Source organism: Arthrobacter sp. EpRS71 (assembly GCF_001512285.1).
Classification (GTDB): Bacteria; Actinomycetota; Actinomycetes; order Actinomycetales; family Micrococcaceae; genus Arthrobacter.
This window is the reverse complement of the sequence record NZ_LNUV01000004.1, coordinates 325,575-341,674: the sequence shown is the minus strand read 5'-3', so window position 1 is coordinate 341,674 and position 16,100 is coordinate 325,575. Positions and strand designations below refer to the sequence as shown.

Sequence of the window (16,100 nt, the reverse complement as noted above, 5' to 3'; positions counted from 1 at the left end):
GTTTGGCGTGAGCCATTTTTTGCAACGCAATTCGGGGTTCAGCGAAATTAGCCGCTGGTGATCATCATGATGCCGACAACGAGGGCAACGATGCCCAACGCCAGGACGCCGAACTGCAGCAACCTGTTGCGTTGCGCGCGGGCCAGGCCCGCAGTGTTGGCATCCAAAGGGTCAAGGCCATACGCGGCGCTGGCCGAAACAGGTGGGCGCTGCGATTCTTCGGACGCCTCCCCCACCGGTTCAGGACGTTTCCGGGCCGACTTCGCTACCGCTTCTGCACGGGCAAGAACGCCGGCCCTGCCACGTGACCCCGACTTTTTCGCCTGAGCTTGACCGGCGTCCACCTGAGGCCCGGCTGAGGTGATCAGCGGGACAAACGTCGTGCTGGGACGCTTCATGACAGGACGGTCAATACCCGGCATCTTGACGAACTCCAACGGAGTCACCATCGCGAGGTTATTGGCTGTGGAAGGACCGGCATCCGCCGCCGGCGACTTCCCGTTCGCGTCGGAAACCGGGGCGTTCTTACCGGCATCCGACGTGCCCTTTGCAGAATCTGCCTGCGTCTTCTCGGCAAGCCTCTGCTTGGCGGCAGCACGCTTGTTCAGGACCGCAGCACGCTCCGCAAGGGCAATCTGCTGAGCAAGAACTTCAGGATCCACAGCCAAAGGATCCTGCTCAGCGATATGTTCCAGCTTGGCCGTCTGATTCTCCACCTGGGCGGCGATCAATTGCCGAACTGCAAGAGCCTGCTCCACGGACATTTCGGACTCCGCGGGGGCGCTGAGGCTACCCGCATGATCCTTGGAAGTCTTTTTGGCGGGCGCAGACGTGGAAATCTTGTGAGCATTCTCAGGCTGTGCTGCGTCCTTTACGGACGCGTCCTGTGCAGGGGCTTCCTCTGAAGGCGCGTCCTGTGCAGGGGTGGGCCCAGGAACAATGGGATTCATGGAGGTAGCGACTTCAGCCTGAAGTTGCTGGAGGCGCAGCTGGCGACGTGTGGGTGGTCCCCCGCCGGAGAGCTGTTCCTCTTTATCGGCGAGTTCCTTGATGGTGCGCAGAGCTGCACGATCGCGGGCGCGGATTTGGGAGGACCGTTCCTGAGCTGCCGGTCCCACTGCGTCCACCGGAGTATCGGCCGCACGGCGATTGCGGCCGTTGGGACGCTCGCTGTGAGGAGGGTTCTCTGCTTCCGCAGCCGCGGGAGAGTCCACGGGCTGTGCCTCGGGGTGCTCTTCCCGGGCACGCCGAAGCTCACGCCTGCTGCGGATGGGTCGCTGGTCCTGGCTGCTCATTCAAAACTCATTCAGTACGTGCTTGGTCGTCTGATCCGGACAGTGCGGGTGTCAGATCCGCTGCATTGCCGGGCGCCGCATACAGTCCATACTTTGCGATGTACTGCACCACTCCGTCAGGCACGAGGTACCAGACCGGATTTCCCGCGCCCACGCGGGTCCTGCAATCCGTGGAGGAGATCGCCATGGCAGGAACTTCCAACAGGCTCACGTCATCCCTGCCCATGTCGTGCAATTCATGCCCGGGTCGGGTAACGCCAACGAAGTGGGCCAAGGACCACAACTCGTCAACGTCTTTCCACGAAAGGATCTGAGCCAAAGCGTCTGCGCCTGTGATGAAGAAAAGGTCGGCGTCAGGCCGCTCTGCACGGAGGTCGCGCAGGGTGTCAATAGTAAAGGTGGGACCCGGACGATCAACATCCACCCGGCTTACTGTAAACCTGGGGTTGGAAGCTGTGGCGATGACCGTCATGAGGTAGCGGTGCTCAGGCCTGCTGACAAGCTTGTGCGACTTTTGCCATGGCTGGCCTGTGGGAACGAAGACCACTTCGTCCAGGCCGAACTTTGCTGCCACTTCACTGGCAGCAACAAGGTGGCCATGATGAATGGGATCAAACGTTCCACCCATCACGCCCAGCCGGAGCCTGCGCCCCGCCTCCCCACGCGGTGTTGCGGCGATAATGTTAGTGGCCTTGGCCGTGGGTGTGCTTGTTCGGGTGCTGGCGGTGCGGATCGGCGTGCTCTTCCACAGCCTCATGGCGGTTGCCAAGGTTGGTGTAGGAAAGGGTGACGAACAAGAGAACCATCATCAGGGCGAACATCACGACGCCGAAGACCCACGGCTCGGCCCACAGTGGGGCGAGTTCCTCGTGGCCGCCTACAGTTTGGGCGGCAATGGACGTGGTGATCTGCTGAAACAGCATCTTCTCCCCTAGTTGGTTCTCAAAGGATTTTCGACGGCGGGACTCCCCACCGTTCCGGACTTCTGTTCTATGTTACCGCGTTGCTAGGCGCGGATCTGGCCCTCGCCCTGCACGATCCACTTGGTGGTGGTCAACTCCGTGAGGCCCATGGGACCCCGGGCGTGCAACTTTTGGGTGGAAATGCCCACTTCGGCTCCGAGGCCAAGCTCGCCGCCGTCAGTGAAGCGGGTGGAGGCATTGACGATCACAGCCGCTGAATCTATGTCCGCTATGAACTTCTCGGCGTTGGCCAAGTTGTTCGTGAGGATGGCTTCCGTGTGGCCGGTGGTCCAGCTACGGATGTGGTTGACGGCTTCGTCCAGGCTGTCCACCATGGCTACGGCGAGATCGAGGTCCATGTACTCGGTGGCCCAGTCGTCATCGTCAGCGGGAACGGTCTCAATGTCCCTGCCCAAGGCAGCAGCAATCCGCTCGTCCACGTGAAGGGTGACGCCAGCGGAACGCAGCGCTTTGGCAACGGCGGGCAGCACCGTGGAACGTGAATGCACCAGCAGGGTTTCCACGGTGTTGCAGACGCTGGGACGCTGCGTCTTCGCGTTGAGGAGGATCTCAACGGCCATGTCTTCGTTCGCGGACTCGTCAATGAAGATGTGGACGTTGCCTTCGCCGGTTTCAATAACCGGCACGGCCGAATTGGTCACCACAGTCTGGATGAGATCGCGCCCGCCACGGGGAATGAGGACATCCACCCGGCCACGCGCACGCATCAGCACATTGGCCCCTTCGCGGCCGTACTGGTCAACTGTCTGTACAGCGTCTGCGGGGAGACCTACGGAATCCAAGGCTTCGCGAAGGATCCGAACCAGTGCCTCATTGGTGTTGGCTGCGGCGGAACCTCCCCGAAGGATGACTGCATTGCCGCTCTTCAGTGCCAGGCCGGCAATGTCCACCGTGACGTTGGGCCGGGCTTCATAAATTGCGGCTACAACACCCATGGGGACGTTTACCTGGCGCAAGCGAAGTCCGTTGGGAAGTGTCTGGCCCCGGACCACATTGCCCACGGGGTCGGGCAACCCGGCCAGGTTCTCCAGGGCAGCCACCAAACCGTCAATTCGGGCGGGGGTCAAGGTCAAGCGGTCCAAGAGCGCAGCTGAAGTCCCGTTGGCGCGGCCCAGTGCCACGTCCTTGGAGTTGGCTTCCAGCACATGCTTCCGGTTTTCCAACAAGGCACTTCCGATGGCCCGCAGCGCACGATCCTTCCATGCTCGGTTGGCTTGTCCCATGCGGCGGGCGGCCTTACGGGAGCGGTCGGCGATGGCGTGGACGGCAGCCTGGACATCTTCGGGTGACAACGGCACGCCGCCTGCCGCGGGGTTCTCAGGCGTCTGGCCGGGAGTACCGGAAACGTCGGAGATCACAGGGGCGTCGGGGGTCAGCGCTTCAGTCATGCTCCAAGTTTAGATGAGCGTGAGGCCCTCAGGAGCACCAGATCATCAACATGAACAACTTCGCGGTCATAACCACGGCCCATGGCCTGACCGAGTTCCTGGGTGGTGCGTCCCAACATGCGCGGGAGTTCTTCCGAAGAGTAGTTCACCAAGCCACGTGCCAACACCGTCCCGTCATGGGCAACCATCTCGACAGGATCTCCGGCTTCAAAGTCACCACTAATATCCGAAATGCCTGCGGGAAGAAGTGACCGATGCCTGTCCCGCACGGCTTTCACTGCGCCGTCGTCGAGCATCAGCCGCCCGTGCACGGTCGCCAGGTGCGCCAGCCACAGGAGGCGGACGGGTTTGCGGTTGCCGTTCACGGCAAACCAGGTTCCCACGTCCTCGCCTGCCAAGGCTGCTGCGGCGTTGGCCGTGGACGTGACAAGTGCATGGATGCCCGAGCCGGCAGCAATGGACGCTGCTTCCACTTTGGTCATCATGCCTCCGGTTCCTACACCGGCTTTGCCCGCCTTGCCAATGGTCACGTCCTCGAGGTCCTGCGGACCCCGGACCAGCGGAATCCGTTGGGCCCCCTGGGCAGGGGGTCCGTCGTACAGGGCGTCGACGTCGGAGAGAAGCACCAGCGCATCAGCGCGAACCAAGTGCGCCACCAAGGCTGCGAGGCGATCGTTGTCACCAAAGCGGATTTCATGCGTGGCCACGGTGTCGTTCTCATTGACTACGGGCACCACGCCGAGGTTCAACAATCTGTCCAGAGCCCTGAAAGCATTCGTGTGTTGCGTTCGGCGCATGAGGTCATCGGCGGTCAGCAGAACCTGGCTCACTGTTACACCGTGGGCGTTGAAGGCCTGCGTGTACCGCGCCATCAGCAGTCCTTGCCCAACACTCGCTGCAGCCTGCTGCGTGGCCAGGTCTTTGGGCCGCTTGGCCAGGCCCAAGGGCGCAAGGCCGGCGGCGATGGCACCGGAGGAAACCAGAATGATTTCAGTACCTGCGTTGCGCTTTTCAGCGAGGGCATTGACCAGTCCGGTAAGGGACTTTTCGGAGATGCCTCCCTTGATGCTGGTCAGTGAGGAAGACCCCACTTTGACAACAATCCGCTTTGCGGTGGCAAGGGCCCGGCGTTCCAGGCCGTCAACAGTGTCCGGAGCGTCGACAGTCCTAGTCGTCATCACCGGAATCCAGGTGGCTTTCCTTCACTGCCTGGGCGCGGCGGCCACTGACAGACTCAGTCCAAATACCTGCCTTGCGCTCAGCTTCAAGCTCGGCCCTCGCAGCAGCCTTGGCTTCGCGGCGCTCGATCTGCTCATCGCGCTTCTGCGAACGTGTGGGGCGGTCGCCGATGTCCGCAACACGAATGTCGGTACCGCGGGGCGTTGCCAGCAGTTCTGCCCCGGCCATCATGGTGGGCTCCCAATCGAACACCACGCCGTCGTCCTCACCAATGACCACGGTGTCGCCGGGCTTGGCGCCAACCTTAAAGAGCTCAGTTTCCACACCAAGCTTGGCAAGGCGGTCGGCCAGGTAACCAATGGCTTCCTCGTTGGTGAAGTCAGTCTGCTTGACCCAGCGCACAGGCTTCTCGCCCAGGACGCGGAACAGCGGCTCGAGGTTCTTCTCTTCGCGGCGGATCTTGAAGCCGGACTCGTTGACAGCGCGCGGACGCAGGACCGGAGGAGCCACCTTGGGCGGGGCAGTCTGAACGGCATCACGTGCTGCCTTGACGATTTCAGCCATGGCAAAGCCGAGCTGGCGCAAACCTTCGTGGCTTGTTGCCGATACTTCGAAAACGCGGTATCCGCGGGCTTCGAGGTCCGGGCGGACGAACTCGGCCATGTCCTTGCCATCGGGGAGGTCCACCTTGTTGAGAACCACCAGCTTGGGACGCTCGTTAAGGGGCACCACTTCGCCGTCAACGCCGGCGTAGCTCATGTCCACTGCGTACTTCTCAAGTTCGGCCTCAATGATGGCGAGGTCGGAGAGAGGATCGCGGTCCGATTCAAGGGTTCCGCAATCGAGGACGTGCACCAGCGCGGCGCAACGCTCCACGTGCCGCAGGAAGTTATGGCCCAGGCCCTTACCTTCACTGGCACCTTCAATCAGGCCGGGAACATCCGCGATGGTGAAGCGGACCTCGCCTGCCTGCACCACGCCAAGGTTGGGAATGAGCGTGGTGAAGGGGTAGTCGGCAATCTTTGGCCGGGCAGCAGACATGGCTGCAATCAGGCTCGACTTACCGGCAGAGGGGAAACCAACCAAGGCGATATCTGCGATGGACTTCAGTTCCAGGACGACGTCACTGGATTCACCTTCGATGCCCAGCAGCGCAAATCCCGGTGCCCGGCGCTTTTGCGATGACAGGGAGGCGTTGCCGAGGCCGCCCTGGCCGCCGGCGGCTGCAATGTACTCAGTGCCCTCGCCAACGAGGTCAGCCAGGACTTCGCCGTCCTTGGTCTTGACCACGGTGCCATCAGGCACAGGAAGAATCAGGGTTTCACCGTTTTTGCCGCCTCGCCAGTCACCCATGCCGGGGCCGCCGTTGGTAGCGTGGCGGTGGGGAGCGTGATGGTAATCGAGCAAAGTTGTGGTCTGGGCAGACACGCGAAGAATGACATCGCCGCCATTGCCACCGTTGCCGCCGTCAGGGCCACCGAGCGGCTTGAACTTTTCCCGCTTGACAGAGACACAGCCGTGGCCGCCGGTTCCGCCGGATACGTGCAGGACTACCCGGTCTACAAAGCTCGCCACGTGGATCTCCTCAGTTGCTGTCTTACAGCGTTTGTTGCTGTTGCCAGCGCTGTTGCAAAAACCAGTGCGCTACAGCGCCCTAGTCGATTGTAATGCGGTTAAAAGAACGGTGGAGCGGGCCGTTTGGCCCGCTCCACCGGTTCAGAACTTGTTGTTACTCTGCAGCTGCAGCAGCAACAATGTTCACTACGCGACGGCCGCGGCGAGTACCAAACTCAACCGCACCGGCCTGCAGTGCGAACAGGGTGTCGTCGCCACCGCGACCGACGCCTGCGCCGGGGTGGAAGTGGGTTCCACGCTGGCGAACGATGATCTCGCCAGCGGAAACTACCTGACCACCGAAACGCTTGACGCCCAGGTACTGAGCGTTGGAGTCACGACCGTTGCGAGTGGAACTCGCGCCTTTTTTGTGTGCCATGTGAAATGCCTGCCTCTAAATTTCTGGGGAAACTGAAAAACCTGAACAGCGGGTAACGGAAGTTACGCGATGCTGGTGATCTTGATCTTGGTCAGTTCCTGACGGTGACCCTGACGCTTCCGGTAGCCGGTCTTGTTCTTGAACTTCTGGATGACGATCTTCGGACCACGGAGGTCCTCGAGGATCTCAGCCGTAACCTTGACGTTGGCCAGTTCCGCAGCTGCGGAGGTGACCTTCTCGCCATCAACCAGGAGCAATGCGGGCAGCTCAAGCGTGCTACCGGCTCCACCGGGGACGCGGTTCAGCGTTACGTAGTCTCCAACGGAAACTTTTTCTTGGCGGCCGCCTGCGCGGACAATCGCGTACACCACTTGGGTACTCACTTCTCTCGACGTTTATTACAAAATTTGCGTGCGGAACCTTGGACCGGAATCAGGCCTGGTTCGCGCTGTGCCTCAACGCCGTGGACTTCTGATCGAAGTCCGCGAGTCATCCCATGAACAATTCCAAGGGGCATAACCCAAGTGTTGGCGTAAGCACCGAAGATCAAGATTACGCTAGTTTGACCTTCAGCTGCAAATGAGGCCGGGTCCGGAGGCTACCTCGTGACTTACGTCACCATGTGTAACGGACTCTCCCGGCACCGTGCCCATACAGCCTACAGGGTTCAGGCAGGATTAACGCGATTCGGCCAGCGACGCGCGGACGTCTCCATGCAATTAACCTCCAGGGGCCCTGGGAGACCTGCTGACGCAGGCCCTGGGAAAGCTCAAGCAAACAGCCTGGGCGCATCGAAGAACGCGGTCTCGTAGCGGCAGGACTGGGTGAAGGCCTCCATCATGGCCGCCCTCTCCGTGCCGGAAGCCGCGATCGCCGCAGCATCAGTGAGATTGATCGCTTTCCGCGTTGCCGCAGCGAAGTCCTCGTCGGCATAGGTCTTCAGCCAGTCCGCGTAGGAATGATCCGCGGGGGCTCCGGCATCAACATAGGCAGCATGGAGCTGCTGACCCACTTCCGCGTACAACCAGTAGCAAGGCAGGATCGCGGCGAGGACCACGGCGTAACTGCCGGAAGCGGACGTTGCCAGCAAATGATCCACGTAGGACTTGGTGACAGGCCCGGTTCCCGTGGGCGCCTCGCGGGTGCTGAGCCAGTTCCTGTGCAACTCCGATTCAACCTCGAGGCACTGCTGTGATGCCTTGGCCCAGAAGAGCTGCTCTTCTTCCGTGGGGGCAAGGGCGCCGGCACGTGCCAGGACCCTGGAGTAGCCGTTGAGGTAGATCGCATCCTGGGCGAGGTAGTAATTGAAATCACGTTCAGGAAGGTCGCCGGATTGGAGCTGTTGAATGAATGCGAGCCCGTAGATGGATTCGAGTTCAGGAACGGCCGCGTTCCACAGCGTCGCCGCAAAGGCGCCTGGCGCTGATGCCGGCAGGAGCCCGTGGAAGTGATTCACCGGTCCGTTCCCCTCCCCGACCTGAAGGTCCCCTGAGGTTGTCAGAGCCCCCAGCAGCCAGGGTTTTACTTCCCGCAGTGAAGCCTCCCAGTTACCCGTGCGGGCTTGGACCGTGGCCAAGGCGGAAGACAAGGAGCAACCGGTCCCGTGGCTGTTGAGCGTAGCGACGCGGGGACCGGCCACCTCAACCACGTCGCGCGACAGCAGCCCGGTGGTGTTCACCAAGGCATCCGGGCATTCCGGGCCCGGCAAATGGCCGCCTTTGACCAGCACAGTGTTTCCGTACTCCGCCGCGAGCCGTTTGCCTTGCTCCAGCGCCGAAGCCCAGTCAGCGGCCTCCGGCTCCCCCAGCAACATGGCGAGCTCCGGAATGTTGGGGGTAATGAGGTCAGCCAGAGGAAGCAACGAACGCAGGGCATTCTCTGCAGACTCCCGGAGCAGGCGGTCACCACTCGTGGCCACCATCACCGGATCAAGGACCACGACGGCGGGGCGCACCTCTTCGAGCCAGGCCCTGACCTGCTCAATGACTGCAGCATCGCCAAGCATTCCGATCTTGACGGCATCAACGGTGATGTCACCGCTGATGGCCTCCAGTTGCTGACGCAGGAAGTGCGCTGGAGGGACGTGGACGGCGCTGACTCCCACAGTGTTTTGCGCGGTGAGAGCAGTGATGGCAGCCATGCCGTACCCGCCCAGCGCTGCAATGCTCTTGAGGTCCGCCTGAATTCCGGCACCGCCTGACGGATCTGAGCCGGCAATGCTCAAAACCCGTGGGATGGGCCGTGCTGTGGCCTGACCAGCGGATGCGTTCAGGGGGTACACAGATGAGTATGGTGATGCAGTCATGAGGACATCCCTTCGCCGGTGCTAACCGGACAGGTTCAACGGGTCTGGATCTCAGCCTGGCCCAACGCCCGGCACCCCGTGTCAGTCCCCAAGCCTAACCGGGAAGCAAGGAGCGCGGGAACCGGACCACGTCAGAGCCCGGATATGACCCTGGACTGGCCCGTGCCGTGAAGTGAAGGGACACAAAAGGGCCCTGTCCTCATCCGCCACAGGCAATGAGTACAGGGCCCTTTCAACCGCTGTTGACGGGGATGAGAGCGGCTTGTCCCTTATTAGAGCTCCGACGCCGGGACGCCGACGCCAAGGATGATGGGCTCGTCCGCCGAAACCTTCTTGACTGGCTCAACGGGCGCCTTGGCCTCATGGGCCGTGCCGCGGGCGGCCGACGCCGTCACCTCATGGTGCTCGACGCTGGTTTCGTTGGCCGCGCCCTGGGCCCTGCTGGCACTCCGGTTCCGACGGCCACGACGACCCCGCGAAGCTGCAGCAGCCTCGGGGTCCTCTTCTGCAGCCCGTGCCGGAGCACTGGTCTGCGCAGACGCCACGGCTTCTTCCTCAGGAGCCGGAGCAGCGCCAAGGTGCGAGAACGCTTCCGCCAGGAGATCGAGACTCATGGCCGGTTTAGCAGCCTGCGGTTCCTCGTGGTGTTCCACGAAGGGCAAGGCAACTTCTTCCCCGCCGAAGCGCAGGACTGGAGTGGACCGTGCCTCTTGGACAGCCGCTTCGCGGGCAGTCGCTGCCGCTTCGTCGGTGACTGCAGTTCCGGATACGGGACTGTCTGCCTGGTGCTGGCCGGCAACGCGCGCCTGCTCTTCCGCACGGTGAACTTCGTCGTCGTGCAGGTGTGCGGCGTGTGCTGCGGCTGCGATGGTGGCCAGGGCAGCCCTGGTGGCCTCGGCCTTGGCTTGACGGGCAGGATCCTGAGGTTCAGCCGGGGTTGCAGGGGCAACCGGGGCTGACGTCGTCGGATGGACCTGCGCGGGGGTCTCGGCAACGGCCTGTCCCCCACCCTTACCGCGGCGGCGCTTGCGTTCGGTCCGTGCAGTGGGCTGCTGCACCTCGGTGTGTGGGCGGTGCTGTTCTGCAGCCACCACATTGGCGCGGCGGTGCTCAACGGGTTCGTCGTGCGTGACCACGCCGCGTCCGGCACAGTGCTCGCACTGCTCGCCGAAGACCTCAAGAAGGCCGGTGCCCATGCGCTTTCGTGTCATCTGGACCAAGCCCAGGGACGTCACTTCGGCCACCTGGTGCTTGGTGCGGTCGCGGCCAAGGCATTCAACCATGCGTCGCAGGACGAGGTCACGGTTGGATTCCAAGACCATGTCAATGAAGTCGATGACGATGATGCCGCCGATGTCGCGCAGGCGGAGCTGGCGAACCACTTCTTCGGCCGCTTCGAGGTTGTTTTTGGTGACCGTTTCTTCAAGGTTTCCACCACTGCCGGTGAACTTGCCGGTGTTGACGTCCACCACGGTCATGGCCTCAGTGCGGTCGATGACCAACGAACCACCGGACGGCAGGAAGACCTTCCGTTCCAGGGCCTTGTGGATCTGCTCGTCGATGCGCCACGCAGCAAAGATGTCCTGGTCCTTGGTCCATTTTTCAAGGCGGCCCACGAGGTCCGGTGCAACGTAGGTGACATAAGCCTCGATGGTGTCCCAGGCGTCGTCGCCGGAGACGATCAGCTTGGAGAAGTCCTCGTTGAAGACATCGCGAACCACCTTGATGGTGAGATCGGGCTCTCCGTACAGGAGTTCGGGAGCCAGGACCTTAGTGGACGAGGCCTGCCCTTCAATGCCTTCCCATTGTGCGCGCAGACGGTTGATGTCGTGCGTCAGTTCTTCCTCGGACGCACCCTCAGCAGCTGTGCGGACAATGACACCGGCGTTTTCCGGCAAGCGGTCCTTCAGGATGCGCTTGAGGCGGTTGCGTTCGACGTCGGGCAGCTTGCGGGAGATTCCGGTCATGGAACCACCGGGAACGTAGACCAAGTAGCGGCCCGGCAGGGAGATCTGGCTGGTGAGGCGGGCACCCTTGTGACCCACGGGGTCCTTGGTGACCTGAACAAGGACAGAGTCTCCGGACTTCAGGGCGTTCTCGATCCGGCGCGGCTGGCCTTCAAGGTTGACCGCGTCCCAGTTGACTTCACCGGCGTACAGGACGGCGTTGCGGCCACGTCCGATGTCCACGAAAGCAGCTTCCATGGACGGCAGCACGTTCTGGACCTTGCCCAAGTACACATTGCCGATCAGGGAGTCCTGCTGGGTCTTGGACACGAAGTGCTCAGCGAGCACACCGTCTTCCAAAACACCGATCTGGATTCTATCGTCGCGCTGGCGGACGATCATTTGGCGGTCCACCGACTCGCGCCGGGCAAGGAACTCGGCCTCGGTGATGACCTGGCGGCGGCGTCCGGTTTCCCGGGACTCGCGGCGCCGCTGCTTCTTGGCCTCCAACCTGGTGGAACCCTTGACGCCCGTCACGCGGTTGGACGGAGCTGCCTCGGTGATGGGGCGGGGTGCGCGAACGCGGGTGACCGTGTTGGGGGGATCGTCATCCGAGCCTCCGGTCAGTTCAAGATCCTGATCTCCACGACGACGGCGGCGACGACGACGCGACGTCACGCCTTCTTCAAGAGCCTCAGCTGCCGGCGCTTCCTCGTCCTCCGACCCGGCGCCGTCTTCAGCCTCATTCTCGTCATTCTCGTCGCGTTCGGTTCCGCGGCGACCTCGGCGGCCACGGCTCCTGCGGCGACGACGACTCCCGGCGTCTTCGAGCTCGCCCTCAGCACTGGCTTCGGCTTCTTCTTCGGGCTCTTCGGCTTTCTCTTCCACCGCGGCCACGCGGGGAACCGTGGTGAGGTCAGGTGCCTGGAAAATCATGGAGGTGATGGACACCGGCTCCATGAACAGGGAGGTGGAGGCTGCAGGGGCGGCGTCTTCGGCAGGTGTCTCTTCGGACGCGGGTTCCTCGGACGCGGGCTCTTCGGCAGCTACCTCAGCGCCGGCTGCCTCAGCGGCCGGGGCCTCCGGCTCGGCGGCCTTTTCCGGCGTCGTGCTTTCCTCAGTTGCCGCAACTGCGGGCGCTTCGACTGCGTCAGCTTTGGGCTTGGTGGTACGACGACGGCGGACCGGCTTTTCGGGAGCAGGCTCAGCAGACGCTTCGGGCGCCTCCGCGGCGGGCTCGGGCTCGGCAGTTGCGTCGTCCCCCAACCCGGGCAAAGGCTCTGCTGGTTCTGCCTTCTTGCGGGAGCGGGTGCGGCGCACCGGCGCCTTGGGGGCCTCGGCGGATACTTCCGGGGTGGACGCCTCGGCAGCTGGTGCCTCAACGTCAGCAACCACCTTGGGCGCAGCCTTGCGCCGGGTCCTGGTGGTTTTCTTGGGCGCTTCCGCAGTTTCCGCGGGAGCTGCCTCGTCATTAACGGCTACAACCTGGTCATTATCCATATGTGGCAACACTCCTGCCCCAGCGACACCGCCACATCCGGCGCCCAGTGGAGCAAATATTGTCAAAACCCGCAGGCGTTGACAGAAGTCGGCAGTATTCCTTCCGGTTCGCACCAGCATTGGGGTGCGGCAGCCCTGGAAGGCCGATGGCTTTATTCTGAAACCCGTTGTTCTGCTGCCACAACCAGGTGCCGTCCATTGACATGGCGGGCCTACCGAGGATCACACGATCCGGGCATGCCCAGCTCATACTGGCGGTCTTGGGAACAAAGTCACCGGACCGGATGTCGAATGTGGATCGACGTCCGGCCATGTTCATTCTCTCACACCCCTGCACATTCGCGGCGAAGGCCGCTGTGTCGTGGAGCTCCGCCCTCAAGCTGGGGCCGACGCCCAGTATTCGGAGTTACAATCCTCCCAAGAGCCCTTCCCGGCTTGCCGGGATATTCGTCGAAAAGGATCACATCCGCGATGCCAAGCACCGCCAGGGAAAACCTGGCCCATCAAGCCGCACCCCCAGTGGAGGACTTGTCCGTCCATCAGGATTCTCTCCCCGCGACGGCCCGTGACAGGCCTTTTGCCTTACTGCTGCTGATCACCGGAGTCATCGGCTGGCTGGCGTCCGGCGCCCTGGTACTGGAAAAACTTGAGGTACTCAAGGACCCCAACCATGTGACCGTGTGCGATGTGAATCCCTTTGTCTCCTGCGGTGCCGTGATGCAGACACCTCAGAGCTCGGTGTTCGGGTTCCCCAACATGTTCATTGGCATCGTCGCCTTCGCCGTGATCATCACTACGGCCATGGGCATTCTGGCCGGAGCGAAGTTTTCACGGGGTTACTGGCTGGGTCTCCAAGCCGGCGTAACCCTTGGCTTTGCCTTTGTAGTGTGGCTATGGTCGCAAGCCCTTTACGTCATCCACGTGCTGTGCCCGTTCTGCATGGTGGTGTGGGCTGCCATGATCCCGCTGTTCGTCTGGGTGACTATCCGGAACGTCACCACCGGGGTCATCAAGGCGCCACCCGCAGTGGTCAAAGTGTTGTCAGGGTATGGCTGGATCATCGTCGCCCTGCTGTATGTGGCCGTGATCGCCACGATCTTCTTCTCCTTCATCCACCTGTTCGTAGCGTCGTCAGCGTAGATCCAGGGCTCACGGTATAAAAGTTAAGGCCAATGTTCATGAAGAACATTGGCCTTAACTGTTATCTCGGTAGGGCTGTTTAGCCCTCGAACCAGATCTTGATTTCACGTTCCGCGGAATCAACCGAGTCAGAGCCGTGAACAAGGTTCTGCTGAACTGCCAAACCCCAGTCACGGCCAAAGTCGCCGCGGATGGTGCCCGGAGCCGCCGTCGTCGGATCCGTGGTTCCGGCCAGCGAACGGAAGCCTTCGATCACGCGGTGGCCTTCAAAGACCGCAGCAATGACCGGTCCGCTGAGCATGAACTCAACCAACGGCTCGTAAAACGGCTTGCCCACGTGTTCCTCGTAGTGCTGCTCCAGCAGCTCGCGGGTCGCGTTGACCTTCTTCAGCTCCGCCAGGGTGTAGCCCTTGGCTTCGATCCGGGCGAGGATGGTTCCGCCCAGGTTGCGGGCGACGCCGTCAGGCTTGACCAGGACAAGGGTCCGTTCAATGCTCACAGATGCTCCAATGTGATGTGTTCAGTGACTTACGTTCGGTGGTTTTCCCAGCCAGTTTACGGGGTTTGAGTGCCAGCTTCGTCACCGTGGGCCGCGTTCCATTCGGCCTGCTCGCGGTCCCGCTGTGCCACCTCACGGTCAATCCTCATGCCCGCCCTGATCCCGTACCACCAGCAAATGGCAAACAGAATCCCGACGATGAACATGGTGGGCTCGGCGAAGCCTGTGAGGATCAGCACCAGCTGCAGCCCCCATCCAAGGGCGATGCCCCATGGCTTGGACAGCACGGCACAGGCCAGAACCAGCACCACCGTCAGAGCGATACCCACCCCCAGGATGATGCCGGGATCAACTTCCCCGCGCCTCAGGCCGAAGACGGCCAGCGTGCCGAAGAAGGCGACGAACGCTTCGAGCAAGAGCACGGTGGATGCGAACATCACCTTCGTGGACCGGCGCTTCTTGGGCATGCCGGGCCGCCATTCGCGCTGCGCCTTGGTCATTTTCGCCATACTAGGCACTCGCCTTTCCGAGCAGGATACGGGCCTCGGCCACCACCGTGATGGAGCCGGTCACCAGCACGCCTCCTGCGAGGTCGTCGTTGGATTCCGCGCGCTCCACGGCCCATTCAAGGGCATCATCAAGCTTTTCCGCGATGTGAACGTTGTCCTCGCCAAAGCCGAGGTCGACGGCGAGTTCAGCCAGTTCCGCTGCGGGAACGGCACGGGCGGAGTTGGATTGGGTGAAACAGAATTCCCCGGCGAGGCCGCCCAGCGACTCCTTGAGGGTTTTCAGGATTTCCTCGGCGTCCTTCTCCCGCAGGACACCCACCACCACCACGAGCTTGCTGAAGCTGAAAGCTTCCTGGATCGCTTCGGCGGATACGCGGATGCCGTCCGGGTTGTGGGCAGCATCCACCACCACGGTGGGGGCAGTGCGCACGACTTCCAACCGGCCGGGCGAGGTCACGGTGCCGAAGGCCTCCTTCAGCACCTCAGCGTCGAGTTCCTTCTCTCCCCCGCCGAAGAATGCCTCCAAAGCCGCCACCGCAACCGCTGCGTTTTCGGCCTGGTGGGCGCCATGCAGTGGCAGCAGCAGGTCTTCGTAGCGCCCAGCCAAACCCTGGATGGTCAGAACCTGTCCGCCAACGGCGACGCTGCGGGACTCCACACCGAATTCAACGCCCTCAAAGCGGAAGGGTACGTCTACTTCGCGGGCCTTCTCCAACAGGACCTGCGCAGCATCCAACGGCTGGGCAGCACTTACCAGGAAGCCGCCCGGCTTGATGATGCCGGCCTTCTCATAAGCGATGTCCTCGGTGGTGTCGCCCAGAAGATCCGTGTGGTCCAGCGAAATCGGCGTGATGACAGAGACCTGTCCGTCGCCGACGTTCGTGGCGTCCGTGATGCCACCCAAGCCAACTTCCATCACAGCAACATCAACGGGCTGGTCCGCGAACACCGCGAAGCCCAGGATGGTCAGGCACTCAAAGTAGGTCAAGCGTGGCTGGTTGTCGGCAACCAGCTCGCTGTCCACGATTTCCAGGTAGGGGCGGATTTCGTCCCAGATACGCACAAAGGTGGCGTCAGGAACCGGCTCACCGTCAATGCTGATGCGCTCGGTGACCTTGGACAGGTGCGGGCTGGTGTACCGGCCCGTACTGAGCCCGTGGGCCCGCAGCCCGGCTTCGACCATGCGGGCCGTGGACGTCTTTCCATTGGTGCCCGTGATGTGGATGATCGGGTATGCCTTGTTGGGCTCCCCCAGGACGTCCATGGCGCGGAACAGCGGAGCAAGGCGCGGTTCCATCTTGTTTTCCGGAGCGCGGCCCAGGAGTTCCGCGTAGACACTTTCCACTGAGAATTCGTCAGTCAT

14 protein-coding genes and 1 riboswitch are annotated in these 16,100 nt (G+C 62.3%); of the genes, 1 reads left to right on the top strand and 13 read right to left on the bottom strand.

Annotation, left to right across the window (positions count from 1 at the left end; genetic code table 11):
- Positions 1-47: 47 nt before the first annotated feature.
- The 10 genes from AR689_RS09050 to AR689_RS09005 all read right to left on the bottom strand — a co-directional run bounded on the left by AR689_RS09050 (position 48) and on the right by AR689_RS09005 (position 12,589).
- Positions 48-1,295 carry a hypothetical protein gene (locus tag AR689_RS09050; protein WP_062069304.1) on the bottom strand — a complete coding sequence of 416 codons (1,248 nt, stop codon included), beginning with the start codon at positions 1,293-1,295 and terminating at the stop codon, positions 48-50.
- A 7-nt stretch (positions 1,296-1,302) separates the two neighbouring features.
- Complete coding sequence (gene nadD / locus AR689_RS09045; RefSeq protein WP_062069302.1) at positions 1,303-1,923, bottom strand: nicotinate-nucleotide adenylyltransferase; 621 nt, start codon at positions 1,921-1,923, stop codon at positions 1,303-1,305.
- Between the two features lie 55 nt (positions 1,924-1,978).
- On the bottom strand, positions 1,979-2,218 hold the full coding sequence (locus AR689_RS09040) for a hypothetical protein (RefSeq protein ID WP_062069300.1): 240 nt from the start codon (positions 2,216-2,218) through the stop codon (positions 1,979-1,981).
- A gap of 83 nt (positions 2,219-2,301) precedes the next feature.
- Complete coding sequence (locus AR689_RS09035) at positions 2,302-3,666, bottom strand: glutamate-5-semialdehyde dehydrogenase (RefSeq protein WP_062069298.1); 1,365 nt, start codon at positions 3,664-3,666, stop codon at positions 2,302-2,304.
- Positions 3,663-4,844: a glutamate 5-kinase gene (gene proB, locus AR689_RS09030; RefSeq protein ID WP_062069296.1), complete on the bottom strand. Its 1,182-nt coding sequence runs from the start codon at positions 4,842-4,844 to the stop codon at positions 3,663-3,665. Before proB ends, AR689_RS09035 begins: the two co-directional genes overlap by 4 nt.
- On the bottom strand, positions 4,834-6,420 hold the full coding sequence (gene obgE / locus AR689_RS09025; protein WP_062069293.1) for a GTPase ObgE: 1,587 nt from the start codon (positions 6,418-6,420) through the stop codon (positions 4,834-4,836). Before obgE ends, proB begins: the two co-directional genes overlap by 11 nt.
- 154 nt (positions 6,421-6,574) lie before the next feature.
- Positions 6,575-6,838 carry a 50S ribosomal protein L27 gene (gene rpmA / locus AR689_RS09020; protein WP_003803426.1) on the bottom strand — a complete coding sequence of 88 codons (264 nt, stop codon included), beginning with the start codon at positions 6,836-6,838 and terminating at the stop codon, positions 6,575-6,577.
- A gap of 62 nt (positions 6,839-6,900) precedes the next feature.
- Positions 6,901-7,209 (bottom strand): 50S ribosomal protein L21, encoded by a 309-nt coding sequence (gene rplU / locus AR689_RS09015; RefSeq protein WP_024816904.1) that lies wholly within the window; start codon positions 7,207-7,209, stop codon positions 6,901-6,903.
- A gap of 398 nt (positions 7,210-7,607) precedes the next feature.
- Positions 7,608-9,143, bottom strand: a complete 1,536-nt coding sequence (thiD, locus tag AR689_RS09010; protein ID WP_062069291.1) for a bifunctional hydroxymethylpyrimidine kinase/phosphomethylpyrimidine kinase — start codon at positions 9,141-9,143, stop codon at positions 7,608-7,610.
- Positions 9,134-9,232, bottom strand: a riboswitch (TPP riboswitch). (Overlaps the previous gene by 10 nt.)
- Positions 9,233-9,415: 183 nt before the next feature.
- Entirely contained in the window at positions 9,416-12,589 is a 3,174-nt protein-coding gene (locus tag AR689_RS09005; protein ID WP_062069288.1) for an Rne/Rng family ribonuclease, read from the bottom strand.
- 471 nt (positions 12,590-13,060) lie between these two features.
- Here AR689_RS09005 and AR689_RS09000 point away from each other — a divergent pair, with 471 nt between their 5' ends.
- Positions 13,061-13,729 (top strand): vitamin K epoxide reductase family protein, encoded by a 669-nt coding sequence (locus tag AR689_RS09000; RefSeq protein ID WP_062069284.1) that lies wholly within the window; start codon positions 13,061-13,063, stop codon positions 13,727-13,729.
- A 79-nt stretch (positions 13,730-13,808) separates the two neighbouring features.
- Here the strand turns inward: AR689_RS09000 and ndk are convergent, their stop codons facing one another.
- From ndk to AR689_RS08985, 3 genes are read right to left on the bottom strand one after another with little or no spacing between them, the layout of a single operon-like run.
- On the bottom strand, positions 13,809-14,228 hold the full coding sequence (gene ndk / locus AR689_RS08995) for a nucleoside-diphosphate kinase (RefSeq protein ID WP_062069281.1): 420 nt from the start codon (positions 14,226-14,228) through the stop codon (positions 13,809-13,811).
- Between the two features lie 56 nt (positions 14,229-14,284).
- Positions 14,285-14,737, bottom strand: a complete 453-nt coding sequence (locus tag AR689_RS08990) for a DUF4233 domain-containing protein (protein ID WP_062069278.1) — start codon at positions 14,735-14,737, stop codon at positions 14,285-14,287.
- 1 nt (position 14,738) lies between these two features.
- Complete coding sequence (locus tag AR689_RS08985; RefSeq protein ID WP_062069275.1) at positions 14,739-16,100, bottom strand: bifunctional folylpolyglutamate synthase/dihydrofolate synthase; 1,362 nt, start codon at positions 16,098-16,100, stop codon at positions 14,739-14,741.

Coding starts and splice junctions, on each gene's coding strand:
- proB (WP_062069296.1), bottom strand. CDS start 4,844: ATGACGACTAGGACTGTCGACGCTCCGGACACTGTTGACGGCCTGGAA.
- AR689_RS09040 (WP_062069300.1), bottom strand. CDS start 2,218: ATGCTGTTTCAGCAGATCACCACGTCCATTGCCGCCCAAACTGTAGGC.
- AR689_RS08985 (WP_062069275.1), bottom strand. CDS start 16,100: ATGACTGACGAATTCTCAGTGGAAAGTGTCTACGCGGAACTCCTGGGC.
- thiD (WP_062069291.1), bottom strand. CDS start 9,143: ATGACTGCATCACCATACTCATCTGTGTACCCCCTGAACGCATCCGCT.
- AR689_RS08990 (WP_062069278.1), bottom strand. CDS start 14,737: ATGGCGAAAATGACCAAGGCGCAGCGCGAATGGCGGCCCGGCATGCCC.
- AR689_RS09035 (WP_062069298.1), bottom strand. CDS start 3,666: ATGACTGAAGCGCTGACCCCCGACGCCCCTGTGATCTCCGACGTTTCC.
- AR689_RS09005 (WP_062069288.1), bottom strand. CDS start 12,589: ATGGATAATGACCAGGTTGTAGCCGTTAATGACGAGGCAGCTCCCGCG.
- nadD (WP_062069302.1), bottom strand. CDS start 1,923: ATGGGTGGAACGTTTGATCCCATTCATCATGGCCACCTTGTTGCTGCC.
- rpmA (WP_003803426.1), bottom strand. CDS start 6,838: ATGGCACACAAAAAAGGCGCGAGTTCCACTCGCAACGGTCGTGACTCC.
- AR689_RS09000 (WP_062069284.1), top strand. CDS start 13,061: ATGCCAAGCACCGCCAGGGAAAACCTGGCCCATCAAGCCGCACCCCCA.
- AR689_RS09050 (WP_062069304.1), bottom strand. CDS start 1,295: ATGAGCAGCCAGGACCAGCGACCCATCCGCAGCAGGCGTGAGCTTCGG.